1 pseudogene is annotated in these 552 nt (G+C 47.6%); it reads left to right on the plus strand.

What is annotated here, in order from left to right:
• Window positions 1–552 (plus strand): annotated as a pseudogene (locus BHE89_RS26490) (RNA-guided endonuclease InsQ/TnpB family protein); the annotation flags it as partial.

Below are 552 nucleotides of genomic sequence, written 5' to 3' on the forward strand. Positions count from 1 at the left end.
GACGGCAATAAGATTGCTAATCCGCGCCACCTTATCAATGCCAGCCGTCACCTACGTCGAAAACAAAAAGCCTTATCTCGCAAGCAAAAAGGGAGTGCTAATCGCCGTAAAGCCCGAATACAGCTTGCAGGTGTACACGAACGGGTAGCCAATGCCCGTGCTGATTTTCAACACAAACTCTCTCGTGCAATTGTTGACGAAAACCAAGCGGTAATTGTCGAGACACTGAAATCGGCGAATATGATGAAAAAACCACTGTCTGGCTCGCGCTATCGGAGATGCAGGCTGGCATGGTTTTATCACAAAGCTGGAATATAAAGCCGTAGAAAAAAGGCGTCCATCTGGTAAAACTGGAGCAATGGTTTGCCTGTTCGAAAACCTGTCATTGCTGCGGTCATAAAATGTCAGAAATGCCACTACATAAGCGTATCTGGCAATGCCCTGAATGTGGAGTTGAACATGACCGAGATATCAATGCGGCAATCAATATCCGACACAAGGGCATATTGGAATTACACGCGGCGGGACTCGTCGTTTCAGCCCATGGAGACC

This window comes from Shigella sp. FC1967, from assembly GCF_001743005.1.
In the GTDB taxonomy this organism is placed as follows: Bacteria; Pseudomonadota; Gammaproteobacteria; order Enterobacterales; family Enterobacteriaceae; genus Proteus.